This is a genomic window from Acidaminobacter hydrogenoformans DSM 2784, from assembly GCF_900103005.1.
Classification (GTDB): Bacteria; Bacillota; Clostridia; order Peptostreptococcales; family Acidaminobacteraceae; genus Acidaminobacter; species Acidaminobacter hydrogenoformans.
Genome location: NZ_FMWL01000002.1, coordinates 265,210 through 290,930, shown reverse-complemented (window position 1 = coordinate 290,930; position 25,721 = coordinate 265,210). Strand labels below are relative to the sequence as shown.

General features: G+C 48.7%; 25 protein-coding genes and 1 tRNA gene. 23 read left to right on the top strand and 3 right to left on the bottom strand.

The annotated features are described in order from the left end of the window. Positions 1 to 7 precede the first annotated feature (7 nt). The 14 genes from BLP63_RS03225 to BLP63_RS03160 all read left to right on the top strand — a co-directional run bounded on the left by BLP63_RS03225 (position 8) and on the right by BLP63_RS03160 (position 12,238). Positions 8 to 1,846, top strand: coding sequence for a TIGR03960 family B12-binding radical SAM protein (locus tag BLP63_RS03225; RefSeq protein ID WP_092589438.1), 1,839 nt, complete (start codon positions 8 to 10; stop codon positions 1,844 to 1,846). Then, complete coding sequence (locus BLP63_RS03220) at positions 1,846 to 2,592, top strand: TIGR03936 family radical SAM-associated protein (protein WP_092589437.1); 747 nt, start codon at positions 1,846 to 1,848, stop codon at positions 2,590 to 2,592. Before BLP63_RS03225 ends, BLP63_RS03220 begins: the two co-directional genes overlap by 1 nt. Before the next feature lie 9 nt (positions 2,593 to 2,601). Continuing rightward, positions 2,602 to 4,014, top strand: coding sequence for a ribonuclease E/G (locus tag BLP63_RS03215; protein WP_092589436.1), 1,413 nt, complete (start codon positions 2,602 to 2,604; stop codon positions 4,012 to 4,014). A gap of 163 nt (positions 4,015 to 4,177) precedes the next feature. Then, complete coding sequence (gene rplU / locus BLP63_RS03210; protein ID WP_092589435.1) at positions 4,178 to 4,489, top strand: 50S ribosomal protein L21; 312 nt, start codon at positions 4,178 to 4,180, stop codon at positions 4,487 to 4,489. 9 nt (positions 4,490 to 4,498) lie between these two features. Further along, the gene (locus BLP63_RS03205) at positions 4,499 to 4,846 is read left to right on the top strand and encodes a ribosomal-processing cysteine protease Prp (RefSeq protein WP_092589434.1); all 348 of its coding nucleotides are present in this window, start codon (positions 4,499 to 4,501) and stop codon (positions 4,844 to 4,846) included. Then, positions 4,836 to 5,117: a 50S ribosomal protein L27 gene (rpmA, locus tag BLP63_RS03200; RefSeq protein ID WP_092589433.1), complete on the top strand. Its 282-nt coding sequence runs from the start codon at positions 4,836 to 4,838 to the stop codon at positions 5,115 to 5,117. Before BLP63_RS03205 ends, rpmA begins: the two co-directional genes overlap by 11 nt. 89 nt (positions 5,118 to 5,206) lie before the next feature. Beyond that, on the top strand, positions 5,207 to 6,478 hold the full coding sequence (gene obgE, locus BLP63_RS03195; RefSeq protein ID WP_092589432.1) for a GTPase ObgE: 1,272 nt from the start codon (positions 5,207 to 5,209) through the stop codon (positions 6,476 to 6,478). Positions 6,479 to 6,533: 55 nt separating this feature from the next. Beyond that, a complete protein-coding gene (gene yhbY, locus BLP63_RS03190; RefSeq protein ID WP_092589431.1) occupies positions 6,534 to 6,827 on the top strand; it encodes a ribosome assembly RNA-binding protein YhbY in 294 nt (97 codons plus the stop codon). 14 nt (positions 6,828 to 6,841) lie between these two features. Continuing rightward, on the top strand, positions 6,842 to 7,489 hold the full coding sequence (gene nadD, locus BLP63_RS03185) for a nicotinate-nucleotide adenylyltransferase (RefSeq protein ID WP_092589430.1): 648 nt from the start codon (positions 6,842 to 6,844) through the stop codon (positions 7,487 to 7,489). Next, complete coding sequence (yqeK, locus tag BLP63_RS03180) at positions 7,470 to 8,078, top strand: bis(5'-nucleosyl)-tetraphosphatase (symmetrical) YqeK (protein WP_092589429.1); 609 nt, start codon at positions 7,470 to 7,472, stop codon at positions 8,076 to 8,078. Before nadD ends, yqeK begins: the two co-directional genes overlap by 20 nt. 9 nt (positions 8,079 to 8,087) lie before the next feature. Next, the gene (rsfS, locus tag BLP63_RS03175; RefSeq protein ID WP_092589428.1) at positions 8,088 to 8,462 is read left to right on the top strand and encodes a ribosome silencing factor; all 375 of its coding nucleotides are present in this window, start codon (positions 8,088 to 8,090) and stop codon (positions 8,460 to 8,462) included. A gap of 244 nt (positions 8,463 to 8,706) precedes the next feature. Beyond that, positions 8,707 to 11,169 carry a leucine--tRNA ligase gene (gene leuS / locus BLP63_RS03170; RefSeq protein ID WP_334292600.1) on the top strand — a complete coding sequence of 821 codons (2,463 nt, stop codon included), beginning with the start codon at positions 8,707 to 8,709 and terminating at the stop codon, positions 11,167 to 11,169. A gap of 5 nt (positions 11,170 to 11,174) precedes the next feature. After that, the gene (locus BLP63_RS03165) at positions 11,175 to 11,825 is read left to right on the top strand and encodes a helix-turn-helix transcriptional regulator (protein ID WP_092589563.1); all 651 of its coding nucleotides are present in this window, start codon (positions 11,175 to 11,177) and stop codon (positions 11,823 to 11,825) included. 11 nt (positions 11,826 to 11,836) lie between these two features. Then, complete coding sequence (locus tag BLP63_RS03160) at positions 11,837 to 12,238, top strand: Rid family detoxifying hydrolase (protein WP_330387076.1); 402 nt, start codon at positions 11,837 to 11,839, stop codon at positions 12,236 to 12,238. Positions 12,239 to 12,308: 70 nt separating this feature from the next. Here BLP63_RS03160 and BLP63_RS03155 read toward each other — a convergent pair whose 3' ends face one another. Beyond that, the gene (locus BLP63_RS03155) at positions 12,309 to 13,700 is read right to left on the bottom strand and encodes a D-alanyl-D-alanine carboxypeptidase family protein (RefSeq protein ID WP_092589426.1); all 1,392 of its coding nucleotides are present in this window, start codon (positions 13,698 to 13,700) and stop codon (positions 12,309 to 12,311) included. A gap of 97 nt (positions 13,701 to 13,797) precedes the next feature. Here BLP63_RS03155 and BLP63_RS03150 point away from each other — a divergent pair, with 97 nt between their 5' ends. From BLP63_RS03150 to BLP63_RS03120, 7 genes are all read left to right on the top strand, one after another. After that, complete coding sequence (locus BLP63_RS03150; RefSeq protein ID WP_092589425.1) at positions 13,798 to 14,301, top strand: ComEA family DNA-binding protein; 504 nt, start codon at positions 13,798 to 13,800, stop codon at positions 14,299 to 14,301. 155 nt (positions 14,302 to 14,456) lie between these two features. Continuing rightward, on the top strand, positions 14,457 to 15,497 hold the full coding sequence (gene selD, locus BLP63_RS03145) for a selenide, water dikinase SelD (protein ID WP_092589424.1): 1,041 nt from the start codon (positions 14,457 to 14,459) through the stop codon (positions 15,495 to 15,497). 55 nt (positions 15,498 to 15,552) lie between these two features. Then, complete coding sequence (selA, locus tag BLP63_RS03140; protein WP_092589423.1) at positions 15,553 to 16,947, top strand: L-seryl-tRNA(Sec) selenium transferase; 1,395 nt, start codon at positions 15,553 to 15,555, stop codon at positions 16,945 to 16,947. A gap of 12 nt (positions 16,948 to 16,959) precedes the next feature. Next, a complete protein-coding gene (gene selB, locus BLP63_RS03135; protein ID WP_092589422.1) occupies positions 16,960 to 18,867 on the top strand; it encodes a selenocysteine-specific translation elongation factor in 1,908 nt (635 codons plus the stop codon). Positions 18,868 to 18,896: 29 nt separating this feature from the next. Then, complete coding sequence (locus tag BLP63_RS03130) at positions 18,897 to 19,586, top strand: response regulator transcription factor (RefSeq protein WP_092589421.1); 690 nt, start codon at positions 18,897 to 18,899, stop codon at positions 19,584 to 19,586. Positions 19,587 to 19,710: 124 nt separating this feature from the next. Further along, positions 19,711 to 21,012: a sensor histidine kinase gene (locus BLP63_RS03125; RefSeq protein ID WP_170829257.1), complete on the top strand. Its 1,302-nt coding sequence runs from the start codon at positions 19,711 to 19,713 to the stop codon at positions 21,010 to 21,012. Continuing rightward, positions 21,009 to 21,884 (top strand): GerMN domain-containing protein, encoded by an 876-nt coding sequence (locus BLP63_RS03120; RefSeq protein ID WP_092589419.1) that lies wholly within the window; start codon positions 21,009 to 21,011, stop codon positions 21,882 to 21,884. The genes BLP63_RS03125 and BLP63_RS03120 overlap by 4 nt, the downstream gene beginning before the upstream one ends. Positions 21,885 to 21,978: 94 nt before the next feature. Here BLP63_RS03120 and BLP63_RS03115 read toward each other — a convergent pair. Together BLP63_RS03115 and plsY are read right to left on the bottom strand one after the other, a co-directional pair. Beyond that, positions 21,979 to 22,075, bottom strand: a tRNA-Sec gene (locus BLP63_RS03115). A 74-nt stretch (positions 22,076 to 22,149) separates the two neighbouring features. Then, positions 22,150 to 22,779 (bottom strand): glycerol-3-phosphate 1-O-acyltransferase PlsY, encoded by a 630-nt coding sequence (plsY, locus tag BLP63_RS03110; RefSeq protein ID WP_170829256.1) that lies wholly within the window; start codon positions 22,777 to 22,779, stop codon positions 22,150 to 22,152. Positions 22,780 to 22,931: 152 nt separating this feature from the next. Between plsY and BLP63_RS03105 the strand changes: the two genes are divergently transcribed. Next, a complete protein-coding gene (locus BLP63_RS03105; protein ID WP_242870767.1) occupies positions 22,932 to 23,945 on the top strand; it encodes a DUF523 domain-containing protein in 1,014 nt (337 codons plus the stop codon). A 68-nt stretch (positions 23,946 to 24,013) separates the two neighbouring features. Beyond that, positions 24,014 to 25,537 (top strand): cryptochrome/photolyase family protein, encoded by a 1,524-nt coding sequence (locus BLP63_RS03100; RefSeq protein ID WP_139159761.1) that lies wholly within the window; start codon positions 24,014 to 24,016, stop codon positions 25,535 to 25,537. Positions 25,538 to 25,721 lie beyond the last annotated feature (184 nt).

Below are 25,721 nucleotides of genomic sequence, written 5' to 3'. Positions count from 1 at the left end.
AGGAATTATGATCAAAGAAAAATTGAATTCAATTCTTGACCTCGTGGAAAAACCTGCAAGATATATTGGCATGGAAATGCATAGTATCCAAAAGGCTGACGAAGAGGTCAACGTACGCTTTGCTTTTGCTTTTCCAGACACCTATGAGGTGGGCATGTCTCATCTTGGGCTTCACATCCTCTATCAAATGATCAATCGTGAGAAGGGGCTCCAGTGCGAGCGGGTTTTCGCGCCATGGACGGACATGGAAGCCGTTATGAGATCGGCTGAAATTCCGCTTTATACCCTTGAAAGCTACAAGCCGCTTTCAGAAATGGATGTGGTTGGTTTTACGCTGCAATATGAGCTGTCTTATACCAACATACTCAACATGCTAAATCTTGGTGGCATTCCCATGCTGAGCAAAGACAGGGGGGCCGAGGATCCAATAGTGATCGCCGGTGGTCCTTGTGCTTTTAACCCGGAGCCCTTGGCTGAGATCATGGATCTGTTCGTCATAGGTGAGGGTGAGGCGGTGACACTTGAGCTGCTTCGACTTCTGGAAGCTATGAAGCTGGCGCCAAATTTTGAGCGCGCTGCATTTCTCAAGGCCGCTTCGCAGCTGGAAGGCATTTATGTGCCGTCGTTTTATGACGTGAAATACAATGAAGACGGTACACTGGCTGCCTTTAAAGCTCTTGAGCCAGAGGCGCCTTCGAAAATCAGAAAACGCCTCATGAAGGACCTGAATCAAACCTATTTTCCAGACAAGTTCATTGTTCCTTTTATTGACACGGTCCATGACCGAGCTATGGTCGAGCTGTTTCGAGGCTGTACAAGGGGCTGCAGGTTCTGTCAGGCGGGTATGATTTACAGACCAATCCGCGAGCGATCTTCTGAGGAAGTCGTCCGTCTTTCAGAGGCGCTTCTTGCCTCCACAGGCTATGAGGAGCTCTCGCTGACCTCTCTCAGCACCCTTGACCACAGTGAGATCAGACCGACTATTGAGGCGCTGTCAAAATTGAATGAGGACGCTAAAATTGGGCTTTCCCTACCGTCCTTAAGACTGGATTCTTTCTCTGTCGAGGTGCTGAAAGAAATCCAAAAAGTTCGCAAGACAGGCCTGACCTTTGCGCCGGAAGCAGGTACACAGCGCATGAGGGATATTATCAATAAAAATGTGGACGAGCAGGATCTGACCGAGACCATGCGTCAGATCTTCGAGCTGGGATGGGACAAAGTCAAGCTGTACTTCATGATTGGCCTTCCCTATGAGACTATGGAAGATGTGGATGGAATCAATGACTTGGGGAATCTTGTGACAGGTATACACAAGCACGTCGCTTCACCCCTTAAGAGTAAAGGCTTGTCTGTGACTATTTCCGCGTCCTGTTTTGTGCCAAAGCCCTTTACGCCATTCCAATGGGAGCCACAGGACAGTCTTGAGCAATTTGAGGAAAAACAACGTCATTTGAAGCAGCGAATCACCAACAAGAAGATCAAATTCAGTTATCATGACGCCAGGACCTCAAGGGTTGAGGCGGTTTTCGCCAGAGGTGACAGAAGAGTTGGGAAAGCTCTGATTGAGGCTTGGAAAAGCGGGGCCCGATTTGATGGCTGGGGCGATTATTTCAGCTACGAGCGCTGGGTGGAGGCTTTCGAAAAAACCGGTTTGAACATGGATTTTTTCGCCACAAGAAAACGCAGCTATTCTGAACTTTTGCCATGGGATCATATAGACGCAGGGGTAGACAAGCACTTCCTCGTGATTGAAAACGAAAATGCTAAAACCGGCAAAGTAACCCAGGATTGCCGGGATGGCTGCATAGGCTGCGGCGTCAACGTCTGCTGGGGAGGACTTTGCTGATGACTTTATTAAGGATTGAATATACAAAAACAGGTCTTCTCAGATATCTTGGTCATTTGGATATGGTCCGTCTTTTTGAACGCGGCTTCAGGCGCGGTCAGGTGCCGCTTTTGTTCTCTCAGGGCTTTAACCCTCATCCCAAAATTGCCTTCGCTGCGCCTCTTTCAGTAGGTTACAGCAGTGAAGCCGAGCTCGTTGAAATTGAAGTTGAGGCGGGGTGGGAGGATCAACAGCTTAGCCGGATTTTTTCAGAATGCTTTCCATCAGAGATCGCTTACCGAAGACACAGAATTCTTGGATCCTCCAAATCACTTATGAGTATGATGAGATCTTCAGATTACCAGCTCGTCTGGTCTTTGCCAAAAGCTTTCTGTGAGGATGCTGTGAAGGTCGTTGAGGGCTTTGAGGCGTTAAGCAGCTTAACGGCCGTTAAGAAATCCAAAGGCAAAAAAGACAAGGAAGTGGCACTTAAGCCAATGGTTCACACCCTCAAACTGATCAAAACCGGGGAGCCTGTGACACGTAAGGTCGTGACACCTGCTGAAGTTCTGGAAATTGAACAGTGTGATTTAACTATTGTGGCCACTTTGAATGCCGGTTCAGAATCCAACCTCAAGCCTGACCTTCTTATGGATGCCCTTGCAAAGCTCGCCGGTATGGAGGGTGGAACCCCGGGTACTGCCCTGCAAGTCCATAGAACAGCCCTTTATGGAGAAGGCGGCAAGGCGCTTTTTGACATGGAATAGGAGTCTGTAATGAGAGAAATTTTTATAGATTCTCACTTTCTTTTTAAGAGAACTGCGTTGGTTGAATCAGGAAAGCTTAGCGCGTTGACCATTGAGCCCCTTATTTCAGAGCCACTTGATGGCGCAATATTCTTGGGGCGTGTAACAGCTATTGTAGAATCTCTCGAGGCGGCATTTGTCGATATAGGCCTTGACCAGGATGCCTTTTTGCCTTTTCAGGATCTTCCTGACAGGTTAAACAAAAATAGTCTAAAAAATGGATCTGAGCTTTTGGTTCAGCTAAAAACAGAGGGGAATCGATTTAAGGGACCTAAAGTAACGGGCAGACTTGAGCTTCAGGGACGGTATCTCGTCTTGATGCCGGAAACCCATCAAAAATCAATCTCTAGAAAGCTCAGAGACAATGAGAAGCGCACTGCGCTGATGACACTTGTAGATGAAGCAGTTGGTGCGCTTGGGTATATTGTTCGCACAGAAGGGACGCTGGCGGAGCCTTCCAGTGTGGCAGAAGAGGCACAGCGGCTGAAAAAGGTCTGGGAAGGTCTCTCGAGGGCTTATGTGACGGTCAAAGCACCAAAGTGTGTTGAGCCAGGTCTCAGCGCCTCGCAAAGACTTCTTCTGACCCATCTTGTCCAGCCAGGGACTTCTCTGGTATTGGCGGATCCGGGAGATGCGGCGGATTTGGATAATTTTTTTAGGGACTATGGCCTTGAAGCCAGCGCCAAAGATGCCGTTAAAGGAAAGAAGAGGAATCCTCTCTTGTTTGAGCAGTTCTACCATCTCGAGAAACAAATGCAAGACTTGCTTGACAAAAAAGCAGAGTTTGATGGCGCTTATCTCTTGATTGAGCCTACGGAGGCTTTTTTGGCAGTCGACGTCAATGCAGGGAGCGCGGCATACAACAGCCGTAAATCCGCTGTGATGAAACGACAGATCAATGAGAAAGCGATCCTTGAATGTCTGCGGCAGCTGGAGCTTCGAAACACAGGCGGCATGGTCATGATGGATTTGATTGACGCTGAAGGTGAGCGCGAGCGCGAACACTACAACCTTTTCTTGAAAAAGACTCTGCGAAATGTGTTTTCTGGAATTTTTGGCGCTGAAGTCAACAGGCTGGGTGTTCTCAGCTTGACCCGGAGAAGGATGGGGAAGTCTTTATCTGAAATCATGCTGTCACCTTGCGGCTGCTGCGGTTCCGGCTGGGTGCTGTCTGCTGCAGCTCAAATGGACAGACTGCTGAGGGATGCTGTAAGAGACGGCCGCGGGGTTCAGTGCTTTCGCGTCAGCAGCGGTATTTTTGAACTGACAGTCACGCTTGCGCCTTTGATTTCTAAAATTGAGCAGGCGTTTGACCTGCAGCTGAAATGGGAGAAAGATGAGCAACTTAATTTTTTGCCCATTCAATACAAAAAAACCTTGTGAAATAAGTTGAGGTCGTATATAATTAGAACGATGTTCAGACAGCTATCTTTGATTGTCTGAAAACCGCACGGGAAAGGCTTTGAAATGCAGCGGAAGGGTCTTCAGAGTAAGACAGGCCGCAGCTGCCCGGTCCGGCGAGTTCTCTAAGAGGAGGTGCAAGTTCATGTACGCAATTATTGTAACTGGTGGTAAGCAATACAAAGTTCAGGAAGGTGATGTTTTCAACATCGAAAAACTGAACGTGGAGGCAGGCGAAACTGTTGAATTCAACGAAGTTCTCGCGGTTTCCGGAGATGAAGGTGTCACAGTTGGCAACCCGGTTGTCGCTGGCGCAACAGTCAAAGCTTCTGTCGTTGGAAATGGCAAAGGTAAAAAAGTGACTATTTTCAAGTACAAGCGCAAGAAAGACTACCGTAAAAAGCAAGGACACAGACAGCCATATACGCGCGTAATGATCGAAAAGATCAGCTTATAGGCCATTACAATGGTCAAAGCGCGTGTCGTTTGGTCAGGCAGCGTCCCAATTTTATTTGAGATTGAAGGCCACGCCGGACAGGCGGATTATGGACAAGATGTGGTTTGCGCCGCAGTTTCTGTTTTAGGTCAGACAGCCCTTGTCTCACTGGATGAAATTGCTGGTATTCATAATTTGGATTTTACAGTGGAAGAAGGGTATTTATTGTGCCGCTTACCTATGGATTTGTCAAAGGTTCAGCGAGAAACAGCCCGTATTCTGGTTGAAAGTATGGTTCTGGGGCTTCGCGGCGTCGCGGAAAGCGCTCCAGATTTCGTTAAGTTATTCACTGAGGAGGTGGAATCTGATGCTTATTAAGTTTAATTTGCAATTGTTCGCGAGTAAAAAGGGTGTTGGTAGCTCAAAAAACGGTCGTGACAGTGCATCCAAAAGACTCGGCGTTAAAAGAGCAGACGGTCAGGTCGTTACGGCTGGCAGCATTCTTGTTCGTCAGCGCGGCACAAAAATTCATCCGGGCAACAATGTTGGCCGAGGTGGGGATGACACACTTTTCGCGAAAGTTGAAGGTGTCGTTAGATTCGAAAGAAAAGGCAAAGACAAAAAGCAAGTCAGCGTCTACGAGGCGTAAAACATTAAGCGCATGTTCAATGTCCATCTCACTTCTGTAGATGGACATTTTTCATCTAAATGGTTGATTGTGAAAGCAGGGGTTTTAAAATGTTTGTAGATAAGGCGGAAATATTCGTCAAAGCCGGTAAAGGCGGAGACGGGAGAGTCAGTTTCAGAAAAGAGAAGTATGTGCCAGCGGGTGGGCCTGACGGTGGAGACGGCGGACGCGGAGGCAGTGTGATCGCCATTGTGGATGAAGGCATGCGCACCTTGATGGATTTTCGTTATTTGAAAAAATATATTGCGGAAAATGGCGAAAATGGCATGAAGAAAAAGATGTTTGGCAAGGATGCCAAAGATCTTGTGTTTAAAGTACCGCCTGGAACTGTCATACGTGACGCCGAAACAGGCAAAGTCCTCGCGGATCTCCTAAAGGCTGGGGATTCGGCAGTCATTGCCCGTGCGGGCAAAGGCGGACGGGGAAATGTTCATTTCAAAACGGCGACGCGGCAGGCGCCAACCTTTGCAGAGCAGGGGACTTATGGTGAAGAGCGAAACATCATTCTTGAGCTCAAGATGCTTGCGGATGTTGGCCTGGTTGGTTATCCCAACGTGGGCAAGTCGACGTTCCTGTCCGCTACGACTATGGCAAAGCCAAAAATAGCGAATTATCATTTTACGACTTTGACGCCTAATCTTGGTGTCGTTGAAGTCATTAAAGGAAAAAGCTTTGTACTGGCAGATATTCCGGGCTTGATTGAAGGCGCCAGCGAAGGCGTTGGTCTTGGCCATGAGTTTTTGCGCCATGTCGAGCGCACACGTCTCATCATCCATGTGGTAGACGTTTCGGGGACAGAAGGGCGCGATCCGTCAGAGGATTTCGTCAAGATCAATCAAGAGCTGGAGCGATATAGCCAAGCGCTGACAGAACGCCCTCAAGTCATTGCCGCCAACAAAATTGATCTTTTATATGACCGGGAAGGTCTGGATGCTTTTGTTGAGGAGATGACCGCCAAGGGTTATAAAGTGTTTCCAATCTCAGCGGCGACCGGTGAGGGTATTGACGCTCTAATGTATTATGTTACGGAGTGTCTCGATACTATAGAACCGCCTGTCATACACGAAGTCGTGGAGGCTTTCGAGGACAGCGCGGATCTGGATCAAACCATCAGATACAAGAAAATTCATAACCTCTATGTGGTTGAAGGTTTGCCCATGGAGCGGCTTGTTTATTCTACAGACTTTACAGATGTAGAATCCCTGAGGCGCTTCCAGGAAATTCTCAGAAAATCCGGCGTCATTGATGAACTCAGGAAGATGGGGGTTCAGGATGGAGATAGTGTACGCGTTGAATCTGTTGAGTTTGAATTCTACGACTAAGCAGAAGGGTTAACTTCTGATATACACTAATAGAGCTATGGAAAAGAGGAAAATCATGTTAAAACCAAAACAGCGAAGCTACCTAAAGGGCTTGGCTAATCCCTTGAAGCCTTTGGTCCATATTGGAAAAGAAGGACTTTCTGAGAACTTGCTGGCTCAACTTGACGAGTGCCTGACCTCTCATGAGCTCGTCAAGGTGTCTGTGCTTGAAAACAGCCAGTTAAGCGCTAAGGAAATCGCTTCTGAGGTCTGTGAGAAGACGCGGTCTGAATTTGTCCAAGCCATTGGCAATCGGTTTACCCTATACAGAAAGAACCACGAAGAACCGAAAATACAGCTGCCTAAGTAAGGAGGCTGCCTGTCATGAAAACTGAGGGCAAACGCATAGGACTGATGGGTGGGAGCTTTGATCCCATACATTATGGCCATTTGGTGCTCGCCGAAGAAATGAGATCCAAACTTTCCCTGGATAAAGTGATCTTTATACCTGTAGGCAGGGCGCCACACAAGCGTGCCGAACAAATGACAAAGCCAAGACAGCGATATGATATGGTGATGTTGGCAACTCTGGATCATCCAAATTTTGAGGTGTCTGCCATTGAGATTGAACGCGAGGAAGTCACCTATTCTTTCGAGACTGTGGCGCACATTGCCAAAAACAGCGCACCAGGGGACGAATTTTACTTTATTGCCGGGGCGGATGCCCTCATGGAACTGGAAACCTGGAGATCTGTGGAGGTCCTTTTAAAAATGGTCACCTTTGTAGGCGCAGCCAGGCCAGGAACGGATCAGCAGGAGTTGATCCAAAAAATGGAGCAGCTGAGACAGAGGTACGGTGCAAGCATCAAACTTGTCGAGCTGCCGGAGCTGGATATCTCTTCGACAGATCTCAGGCGCAGAGTCCGCCTTGGGCTCAGTGTCAAATATCTCATGCCTGAGTCAGTATCGCTTTATATTGGCAAGCATAAGCTGTATTTGAAGGAGCTTTCCCATGAAAGATTGTCAGATTGAAAACCTGAGTCTTTGGTTTCCAATTCTACAAGAGGACTATGATAGAATTTCAGGACGGATCAAGCAAAAAAGGCTAAAGCACACTTTGGGTGTTTTGGAATCGGCCTGTGTGCTTTCTGAGCGTTATGGCGGCGATCTTGTCTCCATCTGCAGGGCTGCGCTTTATCATGACCTTTTTAAAGGTGTCGAGAAAAGCGAGCTCTTAACTATAGGGGGGTCACTGGGTTACATCATCTCAGGGGCTGTAGACGAGCGTCCGGAAATTGCTCACGGCCCAATTGCGGCCCTTTGGCTGGAACATGAAGGCATAGTCAAGGATTCACTCGTCCTGAATGCAATTCGTTATCATACCATTGGGCGAAGGGACATGTCGCTCGAAGAGAAAATTGTCTATCTGGCGGATGCCATTGAACCGGGTCGTGATTATCCAGGGGTGGAAACGGTTCGGCTTCTGGCTGAAACGTCGCTGGATCAGGCACTGCTCTGTTCGGTCAGCCAAACCCTTGAGTTTGTCTTAGCCTCTGACAGTCCAATTCACCCTGAAAGTGTAGAGATGAGAAACGCTTTATTGGAAACAATAGAAAAGTGAGGTCATGTTATGGAATCCAACCAGAACTTGGCGGAGGAAATCGGCAGGCTGATCGATTCCAAAAAAGGCGATGATATCGTAATTTTGGACCTTCGCGGGATCTCTTCCGTTGCGGATTATTTTGTTATAGCGAGTGGCAATTCGGATCGTCAGGTGGTCGCTATCGCGGATCATGTTGAAGATGAGCTCGCCAAGCACGGGATTTATTCCAAATATAAAGATGGCATGAAAACGGGACGTTGGGTGGTCATAGATTACCATGACATTCTGGTTCATATTTTCCATAAAGAAGAGAGAGATTACTACAATCTCGAACGTTTGTGGAACGATGCCAAAAAAATTGTATTGACAGTTGACAGCAAAGGGTCAATTCATTACAATTAATCGTAATAACATATAGGAAGCTGTCAAAATCAGTAGGCAGAGCCACTTTTACAGAGAGCCGGTGGAAGGTGTGAACCGGTATAGTGTACGCTGAACTCGTTTGACGTGAATTGCTTCGGGCTGATCTGCCAAATATGGATCGTTGAGTGGACATGTATGTCAATTAGGGTGGTACCGCGGGCTTTGGCCCGTCCCTAAAGATCATAATAATGTCCATTTTTTATTTTATCCTAAGGGAGGGTTTTTGTTGAAATATCAGTATGCTGAGATCGAAGAAAAATGGCAGCGTCAATGGGAGCAGGATGAAGCTTTTAAAGTGGTTGACAATCCCGAGGCAAAGAAGTACTACGCGCTTGAAATGTTCCCATACCCATCTGGCAAGCTCCACATGGGTCATGTTCGCAACTATTCCATTGGAGATGTGGTGGCGCGTTTCAAAAAAATGCAGGGGTATAATGTCCTTCACCCAATTGGGTGGGACGCATTTGGACTGCCGGCTGAAAATGCAGCTATCGCAAACCAAATCCATCCGGATATCTGGACGAAAAGCAATATTGCTGAAATGAAGAAGCAGCTTAAGCGCCTTGGCCTCAGCTATGACTGGGACCGTGAAGTGACGACTTGCATGGAGGACTATTACAAGTGGACTCAGTGGCTTTTCGTCAAGTTTTATGAAAAGGACCTGGTTTACAAGAAAAAATCTCCGGTAAACTGGTGTACCTCTTGTGAGACAGTCCTTGCCAATGAGCAGGTTGTAAGCGGGTTATGCGAGCGCTGCGACAGTCCTGTCGTCAAGAAAAACCTGTCCCAGTGGTTCTATAGGATCACAAACTACGCGGATCGCCTGCTGGAAGATATTGAAACCCTTCATGGCTGGCCGGATAAAGTTAAGACCATGCAAAAAAACTGGATTGGCAAGAGTATAGGTGCTGAGATCGACTTTGGCATTGATGGCTTTGACCAAAAGCTTAAAGTGTTCACAACCAGACCAGATACATTATATGGGTGTACCTATATGGTGCTTGCGCCAGAGCATCCTTATGTGGCAGAGTTAACTCAGGGCACTGAGTTCGAGACACCAATCCGGGAGTTTACTGAGCGACTGGCACGACTTTCAGAGATCGAAAGAACGTCAACAGAAGCAGTCAAGGAAGGTCTGTTTACGGGACGCTATTCGGTTCATCCTCTTACGGGCGCTTTAATTCCAATTTATGTGGCGAATTATGTCCTTATGGAATACGGTACTGGGGCTATTATGGCGGTCCCTGCCCACGACGAGCGGGATTACGATTTTGCGAAGAAGTATGGACTGGATATTGTTGAGGTCATAAGACCATCGGCAGACAGCCCTGAGGCGCCGGACGCGCTGTATACCGGCAAGGGGTTCCTGGTCAATTCTGAGACCTACAACGGCATGACCAGTGAGGACGCGAGCCAAAAAATCATTGAAAAACTTAATGCTGAAGGCATTGGGAACGCAACGACCAACTTCAGGATTCGCGACTGGCTGGTTTCACGTCAGCGTTACTGGGGATGTCCAATTCCTATGGTCAACTGCCCGACTTGCGGCATAGTGCCGGTTCCGGTGGAAGAGCTTCCTGTAGTGCTTCCAAGGGACGTCAAGTTTTCCGGAAAGGGCGAATCACCGCTGCTGACCAGCGAAACGTTCATGAATGCAGTCTGTCCGACTTGTGGCGGACATGCGACCCGGGAAACGGACACCATGGATACTTTCGTTGACTCTTCCTGGTATTTCTTGAGATACACAGACCCACACAATGAAGAGCTGCCTTTCTCCATGAAAGCGGCCAGCTACTGGATGGATGTAGATCAATATATTGGCGGCGTCGAGCACGCTATTCTCCACCTGCTGTATTCACGATTCTTTACAAAAGTTATGTATGATCTTGGCCTGTCGCCGGTTGGGGAGCCTTTCAAAAACCTTTTGACACAAGGTATGGTCCTCAAGGATGGGGCTAAAATGTCGAAATCCAAAGGCAACGTTGTCAGCCCGGATGAAATTATTGCAAAGTACGGGGCAGACACAGCACGCCTGTTCATTCTTTTCGCTTCACCGCCTGAGAAGGATCTCGAGTGGTCGGATGATGGCGTGGACGGTGCGCACCGTTTCCTCAACAGGGTCTTCAGGGCGGTCACAGATGAGGACGCAGTTAAAGGCAGCGGCGAGGTTGTGTTGACATACGAGGACGAAAAGGCCCTCAACTATGTCATGAACCGTACGATCAAAAAAGTGACAGAGGACATTGAAGACCGTTTCAACTTTAATACAGCGATCAGTGCCGTCATGGAGCTGGTCAATGAGATGTACCGTTACCGGGAAAGTGGAAAAGACCGCTGGAATGGACCGCTTTATGGCGCTGCCTCTGAGGCGCTGGTCAAACTGCTTGCACCGTTTGCGCCGCATCTCATGGAGGAGCTGTGGCATGGGCTTGGTAAAGAAGGCAGCGTCCATGAGGTGGCATGGCCTGCTTATGACGCAAAAGCCCTGATTCTGGACGAAATTGAGTTTGCCGTTCAGATTAATGGCAAGGTTCGAGACCATCTGGTCGTCTCCAAAGACGCGACCCAGGAAGAAATAAAGAATGCGGCTCTGGCGCTGGATAAAATTTCAGATGCCGTCAGCGGCAAAGAAATCGCCAAGGTCGTTGTCGTTCCTAAGAAGCTTGTAAATATTGTAGTGCGGTGATGAAGATGACAACAAAATTGAATCCGATCATTCAATCCTACATTCCGCTTGTTAAAGGGATCGCGGCAACCTTTGGAAGCCGCTGTGAAGTGGTGCTTCACGATTTTACGGATCTGCAGCATTCCATAGTCGCCATAGAAAACGGCCATGTGACAGGGAGAAGCTCCGGCAGCCCAATGACAGAGTCGTCTTTAAAGCTCGTTCAAAACGGAAAAGTGGATGAGGATATCGTCAACTATACTGGAAAGAGTGCGGATGGCCGCGTGCTGAAATCGACAACGGTGTTTATTAAAGATGAGCATCAGAAGGTGATTGGGTGTTTCTGCATCAATTTTGACATCACAGAGCTCGTGGGCGCGAGATCTGTACTTAATGACATCATGAAGATTTCCGAGGATTTCCAGGAGCGACCAAATGACGCGAAAAATCTTAATGTCGTCAGTGTGGTCTTGACAGACCTTGTCAAGGAAACTTTGGATGAGGTCGGAAAGCCTATCATTTATCTTTCTAAGGATGATAAGGTCATGATGGTGGATCGACTCGATCAGAAGGGCGCGTTTTTAATTAAGGGCGCAATAGATTATGTCGCCAATGTCTTGTGCGTCTCAAGATACACAATCTATAATTACCTGGATGAAATCAGGGAAACCAAATAGGAGGAGATTTTATGAACGGCGTTATGAAACCCAAGGTCATTGCAACAGAGAAAGCACCTGGTGCTGTAGGCCCTTACTCGCAAGGTATGAACGCAGGCCCTTTCATTTATGTTTCAGGGCAGCTGCCAATCAATTCGGCAACCGGCGAACACTACACGGAAATTGAGCAAGCGGCTAAGCAGTCACTTTCCAATTGTCTGGCCATTGTTGAGGCTGGCGGTGGTACGCTTGAGACTATTGTGAAGGTTGAGATTTTTATCCGCGATATGTCGCTTTTCTCCAGAATGAACGCCGTTTACGCTGAGTTCTTTGGGGATCACAAACCAGCCAGAGCGGCTGTCGAAGTCTCCAAACTTCCGCTTGACGCTGTAATTGAAATTCAAATGATTGCTTTTACGGGAACACATTCTTAGCAGCAATCTGACAAAGATAAAAAAGGCAGGTGCCGGGTTTTAAACCGACACCTGCCTTTTTAACTTAAGTTTACCTTTTCGCCGGGTTCTGTGTTGAAGTTGGTCGCCTTGCCCTGGTCGTCCGGGCGGCCTGCTGCCGTCCGGAAGGGTTTGGAGACTGAGCGCGCTTGGATTTTCCATTCAGTTTAGACATGATCAATCGCCAGAGAAGCAATGAAAGGAGTATTTTGATTCCAAGGATCACAAGCGCTCGTGGAGAGGTGTCTATGCTCAGCCATGTGCGGTTGAACAGTGTCGTTTCTCCCAGGGCAGATTTGTCATTAATATCCGTTAAAGTGATGAGAGGGGCTTCGGTGATCAGTGCGCCGCCTGCAGAATAACGGATAGTGCCTATTTGCTCGCCCTCTTTTACAGGGAGATCGAAACCGGGGCGCATTTCAACTTCAAAGGTAATGTCCTCAGGGGAAATGGCGGCGGGAATCAGTGCTTTGATCTCATCCTGAGAATAGAGTGGGATCTTGACTTTTTTATTGCCTTCGAAATCAAAATAGCTGATAAGCGCATGCTTTTCCGCAAAGGTGTGAGAGGAATAATTTTCAAGCCCAAAATCAATCAGTGTTCTGGTGTCGAGATACAAAAAATTCCCCTGTGCTTTCAAAATCACTGAAATTAAATTCTTGCCGTCTTTGCTGGCGCTGCTGACGAAGCACTGCTGAGCGGCATTTGTGTATCCGGTCTTTAACCCTGTGATGGCATCATATTTTATATCTACAGTTTTACCTCTATAGTCGATTTTGTTGCCCGATCCCGTGCCGTATAAAAATCTGTTGCTATTGATCAGATGCCGTTTCTCTGGTTGTTTGTCTGTTGGCGGAAGGTCGTAGCTCACGGTTTTGACTATTTCGCGAAGTTTGTCGTTCTTTATGGCTTCCAGCGCGATCCTGGAAAGATCATACGCTGTTGTCACGTGCTCGGGATCCGGAAGGCCGTTTGGATTGGTGAAATGTGTATTCAAGGCGCCGAGCTCGGCGGCTCTCTGATTCATTTTTTCAGCGAATGCTTCTATGCTGCCGGCGTCGTAAATGGCCAAGGCTTCGGCAACATCATTTGCCGAGGCCAGTAGCAGCGCATACAGCATTTGCTCAACAGTAAAGGTTTCTCCTTCAATGATATATATTCTGCTCCCTGTGGCAAAGGGGGATTTGGCGTCCACTGTCACGATTTCATTCAGCTCATGATTCTCGAGGATGAGTAAGGCCGTCATCATTTTAGTAGTACTGGCCGGGTACATCAGATCATGGCTGTTTTTTTCAAATAGGATTTGGCCGCTGTCGCTGTCAACGAGAATGGCAGCGTGGGCGTTGAGATCGCCTGGCGCCAGCGCGAAGGCGGCGCTGCCACAGAAAAGCGTTATGCCGCAAAGCAGTGTCATTATAGTCGTCTTGAGTTTCTTTATGATCATGGGCCATCTCCCTTGAGTTTTCTTAAAAAATATTATAACATGGATTTATCAATTGAAAAATAACAATATATAACAAATATGACAAAAGGAGGTATATATGAAGCCGTTTTCTGGATTATTCCTTCTGGCAGTGATCGCGGTGCCCGCGGCGGTCTATCAAATTCAAGAAGTTAATACTTTTCAACTTCAGACAGCCCTTGAAAAAGATCCGGTCCTTGTCTCCCAGAATAACAAAAGTTTTAGGTTCGAAGATGAAGAGATAAAATCACCTTCTCCTGATTTGTCCCAAGATCAAGTTCTTGCCGGGAAATTGACGCAGACAAGTATGGATCAAGATTTCAAGCGTGAAAAAGCAGTGGTCAGGGGACTCGTAGATCAAAATGGCACAAAGGGGGAGCGCTTGACGCCGCTTCAACAAATCAATCTCATGAAAGCTTCAGATTGGATGGAGGTTAAAGGGATTGGTGAGGTGACCTCCCAGCGTATAGTGCATCTCAGGGAAGAAAAGGGGGGCTTTGATTCGCTGGAAAACCTCCTGGAAGTCAAGGGCATTGGGCCAGCCAAATATGATGCCATCCTGGCTTGGCTGAAAATTGAGTGACTGCCTTAATACGCGATTATTGAACCAAGAAAATGGTTTATGTATGCCTCAGGACGCTTTATTGATAAATTCAATGTGTAATGTCTATTTTAGTTTGATATAATCATAAGGATACAACGCTTAAAATTATTGTATACGACAGGAGGTGGCTGCTAATGGAAGCCAAACGTTTGACACAACTCAGCAACAGCTCTGGCTGAGCGGCCAAAATAGGGCCTGAGACCCTGGCACAAGTGTTGTGCCATTTACCCAAATTTGAAAGTGACCGGCTTCTGGTTGGTCTTGATACCTCAGACGACGCTGCAGTTTACAAGCTTAACGAGGAAACCGCACTGATCCAGACGCTGGACTTCTTTACGCCTATAGTGGATGATCCTTATATGTTTGGGCAGATCGCCGCAGCAAATGCGCTTAGTGACGTCTACGCTATGGGCGGTACGCCGCTTATCGCGCTCAATATTGTGGCTTTTCCAAACTGTTTGCCAATTGAAGTTCTTGGTGAGATCCTTCGTGGCGGCGCTGATAAAGTTAAAGAAGCCGGGGCCCTTTTAGTGGGCGGGCACTCCATCGAAGACAACGAGCCAAAGTATGGCTTGTCAGTTACCGGGACGGTGCATCCGGACCGCGTTCTTGCCAACGCGACGGCAAAGCCCGGAGATGTTTTGATACTGACTAAACCTGTAGGTGTGGGTATATTGAATACGTGCATCAAAGAGGAGCTTCTTGAGCAGGGGCTGGTAGATGAGGCCATCAGGGTCATGGCGACACTTAACAAGGTCGCTGGGGAGCTGATGATGGAAGTTGGCGCAAACTCGTGCACAGATATAACGGGCTTTGGCTTGATTGGTCATGCCCTTGAAATGGCGGAAGGCAGTAAGGTCAGCATTGAGCTTGAGAGCCATGTGGTTCCGGTTATGGAAGGTGCTTTGGAAAATGCCGAAATGGGCCTTGTTCCAGCAGGTGCTTATAAAAACAGGGACTACGCGGGCGAACGGGTCTGGATAGACACGTCCATCACAGAAGCTATGGTCGACGTGCTGTATGATCCGCAGACCTCCGGAGGACTGCTCATATCCCTGGAGCCAGATAAAGCTGAGATTCTTGAAGGTTTGTACAGCAGTTATCTGTCTACACCGTTCGCGAGAGTGGGAAGGGTCACGCAGCGGCGTGAGAAAGCCCTTTATGTGCTGCCATAGGCAGCGACTTTCTTCGGATAGCTTTATAAAATAGACTGTAAACGAGGTGTCTTTTGTGAGAAAAAATTTGCTTCGCGCGATCCCAAAGGTAGATGACTTAATCGCTGAGGAACGCATTGCAGGACTGCTCGAAAGCGCGCCCAGGAGCCTGGTCCTGGAAGTCGTCCGGGAGGCGCTGTCGTCTCTCAGGCAGGAGCTGGTCGCTTGTGAGGAATCTGAGCTGCCTGAAAGTCTGGACCTCAGCGCCTTGTTCAAAAAGATATCAGATGAAGTCAAGCGGCGCAATGGCTTTCATTTAAAACGTGTTATCAACGCCACCGGTGTCGTGATCCATACAAATTTGGGACGCTCTCTGATAGCGCCCTCCATAGCGCAGCACCTGACGGAAGTCAGCTGTTATTATTCCACACTGGAGTATGATTTGGAAACAGGAAAGCGCGGGACGCGTTATTCCCATGTCGAAGATCTGCTGTGTGAGCTGACAGGGGCTGAGGCAGCGCTGGTCGTCAACAATAACGCGGCGGCGGTGATGCTGGTTTTGTCGACTATAGGCAATGGAAAAGAAGTGGTGGTTTCAAGAGGGCAGCTCGTCGAGATAGGCGGCGCCTTCAGGGTGCCTGACGTCATGCGTGCCAGCGGTGCTGAGCTCGTCGAGGTTGGCACTACCAATAAAACACATCTCAGGGATTACGCGGCGGCTATCAACGAACAGACGGCTGCTGTCCTGAAGGTGCATACCAGCAATTACAGGATTCTTGGCTTCACCAGTGAAGTGGAGATCGAGGCGTTGGCAGGTCTTTGTAAAGAGAAAGGCATACCGTTGATCGAGGATCTGGGGAGCGGCTCGCTGATCGATTTTTCTCAGTTTGGGCTGATGAAGGAGCCTACCGTCATTGAGAGCATGAAAGGCGGTGCGGATGTGGTGACCTTCAGCGGAGATAAAATGCTGGGGGGGCCACAAGCCGGGATTATCCTTGGAAGAAAGCACTGGATTGACGCCATGAAAAAGAATCAATTGACAAGGGCTTTGAGAGTCGACAAGATGACCCTTTGCACGCTTGAAGCGACCCTTAAGCTCTACAGGGACCCTGAGGCGGTTCGCAGAGAGATACCGACACTGCGCATGCTGACAGAGCAGCAAGAGACCATCCTGCCGCGGGCTGTGGCGCTGCAGTCGCGCCTCGAAGCTCTTGGCGAGGCCTATGAGACAGCACTTTATGAAACTTCAAGCGAAGTTGGCGGCGGCTCGTTGCCTCTGGAAAAACTGCCAACTTGGGCAGTGGCTGTGAAGCCTTCTCATTCATCTACCCAGCGACTGGCTGAAGCCCTCCGGGCGAGGATTTTGCCGATAGTCGCCCGTGTGGTCGAAGATCGTCTGATCTTTGATCTCAGGACCATACAGGAGGGCGAGTCGGATGAAATCGTCCTCGCGCTGAAAGCACTGATATAAAGGAGACTCGTTATGGCACATGTCATTATAGGAACCGCCGGTCACATAGATCATGGCAAAACGAGCCTGATCCGGGCGCTGACTGGCATTGAAACGGATCGTTTTGAAGAGGAAAAGAAAAGGGGCATCACCATTGATTTGGGATTTGCTTACTTTGATCTGCCCAGTGGACGCAGAGCGGGCATTGTTGACGTTCCCGGACACGAGCGTTTTATCCGCAATATGCTGGCTGGCGCCAGCGGTGTAGACCTCGTGCTTCTGGTCATTTCCGCGGAAGAAGGGGTCATGCCTCAGACTCAGGAGCATTTGGATATTTTGTCCCTGCTGGATGTCAAAAAGGGCATAGTCGTTTTGACAAAAGCGGATCTGGTGGATCCGGACTGGCTGGATATGGTGCAGGAAGAGGTTCGCGAAAAACTGAAGGGAAGCTTCCTGGAAAATGCCCCTATGCAAAGTGTGTCTTCAGTAACTGGACAGGGACTTACTGAACTTGTAGCACTCATCGATCATATGCTCGAAGAAGTGGCGCCAAAAAAAATTCAAGAAACCCTCAGACTGCCTATAGACCGGGTATTCACCATGACAGGTCATGGGACTGTGGTCACAGGTACTTTAGTTGAAGGCATTCTTAAAGAGGGTGATCCCGTTGAAATTTATCCTAATGAAAAAATGAGCCGGGTCAGGATGATTCAGGTTCACGGCGCGTCAGTCAAAGAGGCTTTTGCAGGACAAAGGGTCGCCGTAAATCTGGCGGGACTCACCAAGTCAGAGCTTCATAGAGGGGATGTGCTCGCGAAGCCGGGCAGTCTCCGTACGACACATATCATTGACGCCACTATGAAACTTCTGGAATCGACGACACGCACCGTGCATCACTGGATGCGGGTGCGGATGTATCAGGGCACCAAAGAGGTTTTGTGCCGTGTTGCCCTGCTCGACAGAGAAGTTCTGAATCCAGGGGAGTCGTGTTTTGTGCAGCTGCATCTTGAAGAAGAGGTTGCGTTCAAGTATGGCGACCATGTGGTCATCAGATTCTATTCGCCTCTTGAGACCATAGGGGGAGGCATTATCCTGGACCCCAACGCGCACAGACATAAGCGTTTCAAGGAAGAGGTCCTCGACCAGCTGGCTCTCAGGAGTTTGGGAGACAGCAGGCAAATCATCTCAGACCTCATTTTTAGGGAGAGCGCTCAGTGCCCTGACGTTTCAGGACTCACGGTTACTTCTGGACTTCCGCCGGTCGAAGTGGCGTCTATTGTGGCCACAATGATAGAAGAGGGCGAGGCCTTCCAGGTTGGCGACTCGAAGCTTGTGCATGCGGCATTCATAGAAGAGCGCGGTGAAACCCTCCTTCGTCTGCTGAACGACTTTCATCAGAAAAATCCTTTGCGGGCAGGCATTTCCAAGGAAGAGATTCGCAGTAAACTCTTTTCAGGCATGAAAGGACGATTGTTTGATGATGTCTTGAATCTCTATCTCCAAAAAGATTTGATCAAGATTAATGGAAGCACTGTGATGATGACGGGTTTTGAAGTCACGTTGTCACCAGCTCAGAAAGCCAAGCTGGAGGCGCTGGTGAAGCTTTACAAAGAAAATGGATTTAATGTTCCTAATCTCCCGGATGCCCTTGCCAGCTGCCAGTTCAGCAATAAGGACAAGGATCTGGTGGATTTGATCTTTGATCAGGGTCTGCTTGTCAGAATCAATGAAGCTATTGCACTGGAACGTCAGTGGTTTGAAGAGGCAAAAAGGCGTCTGTTAACCCATTTTGAAGGGAGTGCGGTGCTTAATCTCGGAGATTTCAGAGATTTGCTCGAGACCTCCAGAAAAGTCGCAGTGCCGCTTTTGGAGTATTTTGACGCTAATAAAGTGACCGTTCGGGAAGGAGACGCCCGCCGTCTTCGCAAATCAAACGGTTAAGCGCTTATTTATTACGGGGATGGTGAAGCATGGACGAAAAATTGTTGGTGGTTGATGATGAGCCAATTTTGCTGAAAGGCTTAAAGTTCAGTCTTGAGCAGGATGGCTATTTGGTTGAAGTGGCATCAGACGGCAATGAAGCCTATGAAAAAATTATGGGTAATGAGTATGATTTAATTGTCCTCGACCTGATGCTGCCGGGCATGGATGGCCTTGAGGTCTGCAGGCGTGTCAGAGAGTCTTCCATGGTGCCCATCATCATGTTGACTGCGAAAGGCGAAGATTCGAGCAAGGTTCTTGGCCTGGAATACGGTGCGGATGATTATTTGACCAAGCCCTTCAACATCCTTGAACTCAAGGCGAGAATCCGTGCCATTTTGCGACGCGCAAGCGTCCCGGATCAAAATGTTGCGACGAGTCAGTTGAATGTTGGAGATTTCAGTATCAATACACTGGGGCGGAAGGTTGCCATTCAGGGCAGGGAAATCAATCTGACAGCGAAGGAATTTGATTTGCTTCTGCTTCTGATTATGGAGCGGGACAAGATTTTTTCCCGCGAGGCGCTGCTTGAGAAGATCTGGGGTTATGAATACTTTGGGGATGTGAGAACGGTGGATGTCCACATACGCAGACTCAGGGAAAAGATTGAAGACAACTCTTCTGCGCCGCGTTATATCATGACGAAATGGGGCGTCGGCTATTATTTTAAAGAAAACTAAACGCTTTGTCAGCATTCGTTGGAAGCTTGTTTCCACCTATCTGATCCTGATGTTTATAACCATGCTCTTGGCCATCTCGTTTTTAGGCAGTACTATGAGGACCTCCTATATACGAGACCGCAATTTGAGTCTCCTGACCCAGGTCAATATTCTGTCCAACCAGATTACGCCCAATTATTATGGTATTGAGATGGAAAATACCAGAACTTATCTGCAGGATTTAATCAAAAATTACAGTCTCGACATCAATGCGAGAATCTTGCTTTTAGACAACACAGGAAAAGTCCTGATTGATTCCTATGACGCAATGGCAGACAGGGATTTCAGCACCTTGACTGAGGTCCAGTCAGCGATCCAGGGCTACGATTCAAATCAAGTTTATAAGCTTCCAAGTGGTGAGAATGTCATGTATGTTGGCGTGCCCATTTCGGACAGAAACGAGGTCATGGGGGTTCTCCTGGCATCGTCTTCTATAGATGAACTGCTGGAAAACGTCTCGTTGATGCTGAGGCGGGTGGCCCTGCTTTCAGGGCTTGGTCTTCTCTTTACAGGTATGGTGGCCTTTCTCTTTGCTCAGGTTATCGCGTCACCTATTGAAAAGATGATTCAACTGGTACGGTCTTTTTCAAGGGGAGATTTTGGCGTTACCATTAAAATTGGGGCTAATGACGAAATTGGACAGCTGGCAGAATCTTTTAACGATATGGCTGCGAAAATCAGCCAAGTGGATGAGCAGCGCAAAAAATTTGTTTCGAACGTTTCCCATGAGCTCAGGACGCCGCTGACTTCCATGAAGATCATTTCTGAAACTTTGCTTCATGAGCCTTCCTGGGACGAAGGTGTTTACAGAGAGTTTCTTCAGGATATTGATGGGGAAGTGACCAGACTCAACCACATTGTCGAAAGTTTGCTGTATCTGGTTGACCTTGAGCGGGAAGAGCTGGTTCTCGAGACCCAGATCACTTACTTGAATTATGTGGTCCATAACGTCGTCAGGCGTTTAAAGCCAATTGCGGATCAGAAGTCTATACGCATTGAGGTTCATGAGCGCGACAAAATCCAGTTTTATCTGGATCAGGGGAAAATTCAGCAGTGTCTGATTAACTTAGTGAGCAATGCGATAAAATATACGCCGGAGCATGGCGAAGTTGTGATTTCCATATACAGAGAGCTTGGTGATGCTTGCGTGGCTATTATGGACACGGGGATTGGCATTCCAGAAAAGGATCTTACGCAAATATTTGACCGGTTTTACAGAGTTGACAGGGCTCGGGCGAGAGCCACCGGCGGAAGCGGTCTGGGCCTTTCAATCGCAAGGCAGATTGTGACTCTTCATGGCGGGGACATCCAAGTCAGCAGCACGCTCAATAAAGGTTCAACGTTCATTGTACGCCTCCCTATTCGACAGCAGGGGGTGGGTGGATGAAGAGAATCTTGATTTTGATGCTGGTCAGCTTCGCGTTTCTTGCGACGGTTTTCAGCCTTTATCAATATTTTTCGAGCACGGCCCTGAAGCAGGCTGTCCTGCCCCCAGAGCTCGCTATTGAGCCTAAACCTACTGATATGAAAGTCAGGGTCAATTTGTATTTTCCGCACGAGAATAAGCTTCGCATTGAAGAGCGTATTGTGACAGTCACTCAGGAACGTCTGGAGGAGGCGATTGCGCAGGAGCTGCAAAAAGGACCCAAAAATTTAGCTTACACGGATCTGTTCAGCGGGGATGTCAGTATTCTGGATGTAAGAGTCAGCAATAATGTGGCCTATGTTAATTTATCAGAAGCTTTTCTGGATCAAAGCTATGTGGCGAATGAAAAGAGTGAACTGTTCGTTTGGTCTATTGTAAATTCCTTTACAGAAATTGACGACGTCTACAGGGTTCAGATTTTGATTGAAGGCAGGCGCAGGGACGTACAAATTGGAAATTCCAACCTCTATGAGCTATTAACCAGGAACAGATCTTTTATCTATGAGGAACGGAGATACCCTTCAAGCAGCGTTATTGAGTTCGTTGAAGCCGTGTCAGACCGGCGTTATGACTTAGCCTATACGTATTTGACAGCTGAGAGCCAGGAAAATTATCCGTATGAAGAGTTTAAAGTCGCTGCAGACAGGCATTTTGAAAGCTTTAACGGCTACAGGAGAACCATCCACTTTACTCAAGGGTTTACAGACTCCTGGATTGTGTATATTAAATACGACAGTGCTGACCGGACAGACCAAGAAGTTGCCACGAGTCGCTTTGATTTGTGGGAAGTCGTTCAGGTGGACGAGGACTGGAAAATAGTGTTCAACAAGTAGGATAGAATCCAGGCAAAAAAAAGAAGGGGAAATGGACGCCGCGTAAGCTTTTCAGCTTTTTGACGCGAATCATTTCCCCTTCAAAATTTTAAATTGGCGGGAGTACGTGGGAATCGAACCCACCCAAGAAGCTCTGAACTCCTCATACTGGTTTTGAAGACCAGAGGACACACCAGCACCCATCTACTCCCGTGATAAGGCACATTTGAAAGTATACCATAAGATAACAGCGCCGGCAAGGTCTAAAAGTTCTGTTTAATTTAACCTATGCCTTGTTCTTCTTGCTGCCCATTTTGGATTCTTCGCCTTTTAAGAGCTTACGGATGTTGGAATGATGCCGGAAGATTACCAGCAGGCCCATTAGGATCGAAGCGATCTGGTAAACCGGCGAAGGATCTGAAAAGTAGACGAGGATAGGGAAAAGCACCGCCGAAATGATGGAAGCCAGTGACATGTACTTCGTTACAAAGAGGATTGCGAATTGAAGGACAATGAGGATGACGCCAATGAGCGGCGCAGTGCCAAAAATCATCCCGGCCGAAGTGGCGACACCTTTTCCGCCTCTAAACTTAAGTGTCACAGGGTAACAGTGACCAATAACCGCGAACAGCGCCGCGATCGCGCCAGCCTCCTGGCCTGCAATGGCGTTCCCAATCAGTGCCGGCAGCAGGCCTTTGAGAAAATCTCCAATAAACGCAATGATGCCCGCTTTTTTTCCGAGAACCCTATAGACATTTGTGGCACCGGTGTTGCCGCTGCCGTAGTTTCTGATGTCAATCTGGCCAAGCATCCTGCTGGCAAGATACGAGCATGGGATACAACCGAATGCGTAACCCAGTAAAGCAAACCCCGCGAGTGAAATTCCCGACAGGGCGAACAGACTTTCTGAAGCCATAGGACACCTCCTGACTCCGTCAATTTTAACACATTCGGAGGCCGTACTCCAGATGAAAATGCTATGTCGGCGGGTGAAAATTTGACGAAAAAATTTTGGCGGGGAAGACGTGACCATCGGCAGAAGCCTTAACGCTGAATGAGGCGGCAGGAATGGGGTATCAGTGGTTTGAGCCTGTACTTTCGGCTTATTCCCCACGGGAATTTTACTTCAGCAAATTTAGAGACAGAGGTGACCCTATGGACTTTACCATGGAACGAAAACTGAGAGTGGGTATCAGTGCCTGTATGTACGGTTCAAAAGTGCGTTACAACAACAAAGGCTGGGATATGCTGGAACCTCTTGGCCGCGAGCGGAACGATTTCATATGGCATCCGGTTTGTCCGGAAGTTTTGGCGGGGCTGGGTGTACCCAGGGACTCCATACGGATTACGGGTCCAAGCGGCAGCGACGTCTGGAAGGGCGAAGCAAAAGTAATGTCTTCAGGCGGCCGGGAAGTTACCAAGTCGCTGATGAACAGCAGTGAATTTTGCATCAAGCTGTTGAAAGAGGCCAGAATTGACGCGTTTATCTACATGGAGGGCAGTCCTTCCTGTGGCGTTTACAGAACGACCCTCAGGGACAAACGCCTTGGGAAACCGCCAGGAGTCTTTGGCCACAAGCTCCTTGAGGAGGCATTTTTTCTGATCCCGGCGGCGGACCTTCAGAGCCCCCTGAGGTGGTGGGATTGGCGCAGGCGGCTGTATGCCTTTGCCTGGCTCAAGGATGCGCCACTTGAGAACAAGGCGGACCTGTATGCCATTTGGCACAGGATGAAGTTTGTCTGTCAGGAGGTGGACCAGGTCAATGCCAGGGCTTTTGGCCACCGCATCGCGAACCTGGAGGATCCTATGACGTCTGGACAGCTCGAAGCGCTGCGCTTTGAGATTCTCATGATGCTGAGAAAGCCGTCGACGCCGGCCAGGATCAAGAATATGCTTTGGAAAAACTACACCCACGTCCGCAAAAAACTTGGGCAAGATGTTGAAGGCATTAACAAACCTGAGGATGAGCGCGGGATCACGAAGATTGCGGAGGAGCTGATCCTCATGGAACGCGTCGCCTTTGAAAATGATATCCTTATGGGAACGACGCCAATCAGCAACCGGGGGCGAAGGGGCAGGTAGAGCCTATTCACCTGAATTATTCAGCCTTTTGCCGGCGCCTGGAATTTCTGCGGGTGCCGGTGATTCTTATGCCAGGAAATTGGAAGGGGGGGAGGCCGGCGCCAAGGCAGGGCGTTTTTTGCCGATGGTTCCGGTACACAGCTTTGAAAGGATTATTGCTGGTTTACAGAGATTTGCGCCTGGAAGACCAGACCGCGCTGAACGAGGCACTTCGTGAAGCTGACGAGCTGGCGGTGCTTTGGATTTATGACGAAAAGGCAGAGGGGATCCCCTGGGATCAACGAGTCCGCAGCCACGGCCTCAGGGCTCGGCTGACGGCTTTTAAACACTTCAACGGGCGCCTGAAAACAATAGGCCACCAGGCAACGCTGCTGACAGGGGACTATACAGAGACGCTTATTGCCTTGAAGTCGGAAATCTATGATTTTGACAAACTTTACTACAACCGGTTTTACGACCGGGTGGGAAACGCCATGACCCTGGCGGCGGAGGTGCTGGCAGAGAAGTACGGGGTTGGCGTTTCTGTTTCAGAGGATATTATGCTGTTCGAACCGACCAGGATTCTGAAAAAGGATGGCACGCCGTATCAGATGTTTACACCATATTACAGACAGTGGCTGGAGCGCTTTCGTTCAGCGGCGCCAATGGGTATGACATCTCTGCCTGAGATTCAGGCGCGTTCTGTGGCGGTAAAAGGATTGGATTTGACTGTCTTCAATTCGGTGGCGGATAGGGATAAAGATAGGGATAAGGATAGGGATATGGCTGTGGTTGTGATGCCCCATCCGGCTTTGGATGGCGGCTACGAGGCAATGGCAGCACAGTGGAAGGCGTTTCTCGAGAGTCCTTTATCACGCTTTTCGGAGGACCGGGATTATCCCGCCAAACAGGCGACCTCGGGGATGTCGGTTTATCTCAATTCTGGGATGCTGTCGCCCCGTCAGTTTGTAAGTGAGCTAGTCAAAGTGGCAGATCACGAGGCAGTACTCCGTCAATATGTCTGGAGGGAATTCTATCTGCAGCTGCTGCACCATCAGCCCCACGTCCTTGACGGCGCCATGAGGCCGGAATACGCTGGCGTCCGCTGGGAAGAAAATCCGGCTTATTTTGAAGCCTGGTGTGAGGGAAAGACGGGTGTTCCAATTGTGGATGCAGCCATGCGCTGCCTCAAGTCAGAGGGGCGGATGCACAACCGTCTCAGAATGATTGCAGCGAGCTATCTCGTCAAGGACCTTCATGTCAACTGGCAGCTGGGGGAACGTTATTTTTGTGAAATGCTGGTGGATTACGAACCAGCGCTGAATAATGGCGGCTGGCAATGGAGCGCTTCAACGGGGACGGATGCCCAGCCGTATTTCAGGGTGTTTAATCCGTGGCAGCAGTCCCTTCGCTATGACGCTGAGGCGGCTTTCATGAAAAAGTGGCTGCCAGAGGTTGAGAAGGCGTCAGCCGAGCTGTTTCACAAGCCTGGCGGACTGATTGCCTATGGCTATCCGCAGGTCATTGTGGACCACGCCGCCGCGGTGAGGATGACGAAGGCGCTGTATCAAGAGGCCAGACAGGCTTACGCGCGCCAGGATGGGGAAAACTGAAGTGTTTGAGGCGCAAACTACCCGCCGCGGCGGGTAGTTTGTTTTTGGTTGGGGACAGTCCCCAACCAGACTTTGCTGACTTTTCTGGCTTTGGTGAGGCTGGTGACAACCATCCCGTTTTTTTTTTGCACATCTCTACAAAAGCCATGTTCACAAATTGTTTACATTTCAGCAGTTGCAACAC